Origin of the sequence: Congregibacter sp. (genome assembly GCF_045107095.1) — a bacterium.
GTDB lineage: Bacteria > Pseudomonadota > Gammaproteobacteria > Pseudomonadales > Halieaceae > Congregibacter.
Genome location: NZ_JBGCFU010000130.1, coordinates 1 through 4725 on the forward strand (window position 1 = coordinate 1; position 4725 = coordinate 4725).

5 protein-coding genes and 1 pseudogene are annotated in these 4725 nt (G+C 53.6%); 4 read left to right on the forward strand and 2 right to left on the reverse strand.

Features of this window, described 5'->3' with window-relative positions:
• Together AB8B76_RS15405 and AB8B76_RS15410 are read right to left on the reverse strand one after the other, a co-directional pair.
• Window positions 1–595: AAA family ATPase (locus AB8B76_RS15405; protein WP_405273762.1), on the reverse strand; the 595-nt coding region annotated here is incomplete at its 3' end.
• Window positions 596–1243: 648 nt separating this feature from the next.
• Window positions 1244–2350 carry a tyrosine-type recombinase/integrase gene (locus AB8B76_RS15410; protein ID WP_405273763.1) on the reverse strand — a complete coding sequence of 369 codons (1107 nt, stop codon included), beginning with the start codon at window positions 2348–2350 and terminating at the stop codon, window positions 1244–1246.
• Window positions 2351–2475: 125 nt separating this feature from the next.
• Here AB8B76_RS15410 and AB8B76_RS15415 point away from each other — a divergent pair, with 125 nt between their 5' ends.
• The 4 genes and pseudogenes from AB8B76_RS15415 to AB8B76_RS15430 all read left to right on the forward strand — a co-directional run.
• A complete protein-coding gene (locus tag AB8B76_RS15415; protein ID WP_405273764.1) occupies window positions 2476–2664 on the forward strand; it encodes a DUF1403 family protein in 189 nt (62 codons plus the stop codon).
• Window positions 2665–2709: 45 nt separating this feature from the next.
• Window positions 2710–3144 (forward strand): Fic family protein, encoded by a 435-nt coding sequence (locus tag AB8B76_RS15420; protein ID WP_405273765.1) that lies wholly within the window; start codon window positions 2710–2712, stop codon window positions 3142–3144.
• A 67-nt stretch (window positions 3145–3211) separates the two neighbouring features.
• Window positions 3212–3466 (forward strand): annotated as a pseudogene (locus AB8B76_RS15425) (integrase core domain-containing protein); the annotation flags it as partial.
• 333 nt (window positions 3467–3799) lie between these two features.
• Window positions 3800–4725 (forward strand): hypothetical protein (locus AB8B76_RS15430; RefSeq protein WP_405273766.1); only part of this gene is annotated, 926 nt, incomplete at its 3' end.

Consider the following 4725-nt stretch of genomic DNA (forward strand, 5'->3'; position numbering starts at 1 on the left):
AATATGTTTTTCGGATGACTTGGCTCAGCGGCACAGGGTCTTCGTATTTTAGCGCGTCATAAACGGTGCCGCTCTCAGCAAACTCGATCTCAGGACGGTACCCGAACATCGTGGTCAAGCTCGCCTGTGGGTCCATGTCGATTGCAAGTACTCGATAGCCTCGCAACGCATAGCGTTGAGCCAAGTGGATGGCGCTGGTTGTCTTGCTGGATCCGCCTTTGAAGTTCACTATAGAAATAACCTGAAGGGCATCGTGCTTGCGACGTCCGGGAAGATAAGTCTCACCGTTACGGCCTGTTTTTGCCATTACATGGCGAATTTGGTCGATCTCTTGAGCGGTATAGAGCCTGCGACCTCTGGAGTCCGTCTCTACTTCAGGGAAATCGCCTTCCTGATGGCGTGTCCTAAGGTTGGACATGCTGATACCTGTCAGCTCGGAAACTTCGGCAGGATGAAACTTACGCAAAGCTTTTCGGCTGTCGGGCTGGAAGCTATTGCGCATATGGTTGTTAAGCGCTTCCGACAGGCGGGCAGCGTTCGACGCAATAGATGCAGCGATAGAACTGGTTTGCGCGATATTTCCGTCCGAATTCATGCTGCCCTCACGACCTCTTAGTGGGTCATCTGTGTTTCGTCGCTAAACGGCGTGATTTACGTCAGCTTGCGACAATTGAACTCATGACACGCAACTTATCCCCAGGCAACAATTTTTTAGCCCTTTTAGTGATGGTGCGCGTTAGTATTCAGCTATGAGTGCCAAAAACTTCTCATTAACCGATTGTAAAAAAACACTTTATCAAAGATTCCGTGAGTTGCCGCAAGATGTTGTACGATATAGCCACATGATCACAATTGATAGCAATCTCGTCTAGGTCTCGAATCGGTTGAATTAAAGAAGCTGTGGAAAGCCATTGTCGCGGGAAAAAGCCAAACGGCGTCTCCTCAGACGACGTTAAGTGGCTTTTGGGGGCGCTCCCACTAGAGATCGTAGTCTTACTTTTGTGCACTTTACATGCGGGAAAGTCAGACTTCTGGTTTGCTGCGAGATGAACTCGACGTACCTTCCGAGCATTACTTTTGCTCAAAGCGTACTACTCAGCTTGGGGGGCGGCGCAGTTGTTGGTATTGTTTATCAGAGTGGGGCAGGGGGGCTGAGCCGTGCGTCAAGTCCAAGTCTGGAAATAGCCCAGCAAGGCCAGATGAAAAAGCTGCTTGCCACTTAGAAGTGCCCGACAGGCTAAAGCTAGAGCCCCGCAGCTTTCGTCAAATTCACCCGGAACCGATCCCGGCGCCGTTGGTAGCGGCGGGTCATTTCTGCTGAGGCATGGCCAAGGTGCTTTTGGACGTAGCGCTCGTCAACTTCGGCGCTGCTGGCAAGACCCGCCCGCAGCGAATGGCCCGAGAACAGCGCAAGACGCTCCTTTTCGGGGAGATCGGACCGGATGCCAGCATCCAGTACTGTCTGCTTGATCAAACGGGCAACATGTTTGTCACTGAGCCGCGCCTCCAGCGCCTTCGTGCCATCACGGGACGAGCGCACGAACAAAGGCCCAAAATCAATCTTGGCAAAGTGCAGCCATTGTTCCAGCGCATGCACAGGGCAGGTTTGATCGCTAGATCCGCGGCCAATCTCAACCTCGCGCCAGCCAGTTTTTGCGTTAAGGGTGAGTAGAGCGCCGTCGTCTGAGATATCTAACCAGCCACCTGAATCTGGCGTGTCGTCCTTGCCGTGATCCAGGCTAACGATCTCGGACCGCCTGAGACCGCCCGCATATCCCAGAAGCAGGATAGATCGGTCACGCAGCCCCCGCAGGTCGTAGGGCAGGGTGGCGACCATGGCGAAAATGTCATCGCGTAAGATCGCTTCTTTCTGTATCGGTGGCCGCGCATGTTTGCGTTTGATACCAGCCAGAACTGTGGCGATGTGGCGGTCCTTGCGGTCGAGCACAAAGCCCCGCTGTTGATACTGCCACGCCATGCCCGAGAGACGCCGTTCTATGGTAGCAACCGAAAGAGCAGGGGAGCCATCGTCAGGAGAGGCACAGTTGGCTATGTAAAGTCCGATCAGTTCAGCCGAGGGGGGCAGGGGGTTTGCCCCGCGGCGTCGGCACCAGCTGTTAAAGTGCGCCCAGTCCTTCTTGTAGGCGAGATTGGTGTTTTCGGCTGTGGCCTGGCGCGCATAATCCCGGGCCGTGTCCACCAACCGATCGAGGGAGCCTGAACCAGCTACATGGTCTGGGACATTGATGGTATCAGTTTCGCTTCCATTGATTGAGCTTCTCTCATCGTCCCCGTTGGAGGAGATGACGTTTGTGGGCTCTGATGGTGATTTCTCGTGATTTTCTGACATGTCGCTGAGCGTAATCTTCTATGTCCGATAAGGCAAACTTATTGGACATGAAGAGGAGTTGTTAGGTGGGGCGGTTTATGCACTATATTGTGGACGAAAGCGCCGCGACAAGGTAGTGTTGTGGCATGACCTTTCAACCCACTGCTATCGATGACGACCTAAACACACTACCGAAGCTACCTGCTTGGGTCACCTCCGGGCGTGCCGAAACCCCTGAAACTGTGGCTTTTCAGTCCGGGGCCGCGCTGACGGTGCTGGATCAATTAGTGACCGATCCGGTTTACGGTGTCCCAGGAATGTTGTTGGCCAACTGACTGGCGCTTAGCGCTGCAACCGCAACGTCGAAATTGGAAGGACACTTGGCCCGAGAGGCTGATATCCGCGACGCGTACTCGATAGAAAGGGAGCGGAAGGCTTATTACGATCAGCTTGAGCAGCACCAGCAGACGTTGGATGTGACGCCGTGGTTGGAATGGTTGGCGGAAGCTGTCCTGACGGCACAACAGGTCACCCTGGATCGGGTTGGGTTCTTCATCGCGAAGGCGCATTTTTATGACCAGCATCGCGATCAATTGAACGCCCGGCAGGCTAAGGCAATCGAGCGGATGTTCCGGGAAGGGCCTGATGGTTTCAAAGGTGGCTTGAGTGCCGAGAACTATATCTCCATTACGGGCACGTCGGGCGCGACGGCGACTCGTGATCTGCAAGATTTGGTTGAGATGAGCGCGCTCACTCGAGTAGGTGAGCTGCGGTACACGCGCTACAGGCTAAATTTAGAAGAAATGACAGCGTAACTAGGGGCGGATTGCGGACTTTCATTGCGTTGTAGTTCGAGGTCTGTACTGCGGAGAGGCTGTGTAGATCGCACCATCAGTCGGGAGCGTAGGGGATCCCTATGAGAATGCGCTCGCCGAAACGATCAAAGGCCTGTTCAAGGCCGAGGTCATCAATCGAATGGGGCCGTGGAAATCCAAGGATCAAGTCGAATGGGAAACCTTGCGATGGGTCGATTGGTTCAACAACGAGCATCTGCTCGAACCGCTCGGCTACATCACGCGAATCGAAGCGGAGGATAAATACGAACAAGCCTTGAAGTCAGACAAAATCGCAACTTGAAATACGAACTCAACAGTCTCCGGTAAAACCGGGGCGGTTCATGTCGCTAGAAGAGCTACCTTCGGCTTGGCGGAAGCTATGAGACACTATCTCTTGCAGATCTATGCAACTCTCAGAAACCCTAACTGTTACTTAAGAACGCTAGTTGAACAGGCCCAGAAGGGCAAATTCAAGTTTGAACGGTTACTAGCGCGGGCAGGACAATCGCCAACCCCGGCCTAGAGTTGACAGCTGTCAACTTTTGACAAGATTGAACAACATACCTTCCAACAGCTTGCATAGAAACATGGAGTCTCCTAGCTGTTCTACAGCGATACTAGACTGGGGCAATCAGTGGTTAACGAACGTTTTCAATCCGTACAGTGGTTCGTAGGTTTTTTTACATTGGCATGTGTCCTGCTATCTGCACTTGCCCTAGGTGCCAACCGACCCGTTTCTTGGTCGCTTTTGACGTTCGTGGTACTCGCCCTTTTTGCGCTTCAAGTCCTGCGGGCACTTGTGAACCGCTTGCCATTTCAACTGCGCGGGCTTTGGATAATTGGGCTGCTATTTTTCGCCGTCTTGGGGTGGACATTCGCCCAGACCATACGAAGCGTGCCGCAAGCTTGGGTTCATCCACTATGGGAGCTTGTCGAAGCCCAAGGCACTGTTTCAGCAGACCCAGGTAAGGGCGGGCAGGGGATGGTTAGGTTGACGCTCTATGCGATGGTATTCATCATTTCAGCGTGGACTTTCACTCAGGCAAAGAGTGCGTGGTTAGCGTTGCGGATCATTGCGCTGTGGTCGACTGTATTAGCGATCTTTGGGTTTTATACGCTAGCCGTCGGCGAGAACCCGATCCTCGGCGAAGCGGCGAGCAACGTGATGACTGCAAGTTTCGTGAACCGGAACAGCTATGCGACCTATGCCATGTTCGGCGTGCTGACAAACCTTGGCGTCTACTTGAATATGGTTGATGAGGGGTCAGCCACCGCAGGCAAACGGCGTTGGCGCAATATGATCGAGGCCTTCTTTGGAGGTGCCTGGATATTTGCGATTGGTACTTTGCTGTGTCTTGCCGCCGTCGCGCTAACAGCGTCGCGGGCAGGTGCCTTGTCAGGGATTGTGGGACTCATCGTCTTTGCACTTGCATGGGCGACCAAGCAGCAATCGTCGGAAAGCGGGCGTTCAACTGCGTCTGGTTTACTGGTCTTTGTCGGCCTGACTGCGCTTGTTGGTTTTATCGCATACGCGAGTTCAGACATTCTGATTGGACGGCT

Excerpts from the sequence above, each read along its gene's own strand:
- AB8B76_RS15410 (WP_405273763.1), bottom strand. The coding sequence starts at position 2,350 with ATGTCAGAAAATCACGAGAAATCACCATCAGAGCCCACAAACGTCATC.
- AB8B76_RS15415 (WP_405273764.1), top strand. The coding sequence starts at position 2,476 with ATGACCTTTCAACCCACTGCTATCGATGACGACCTAAACACACTACCG.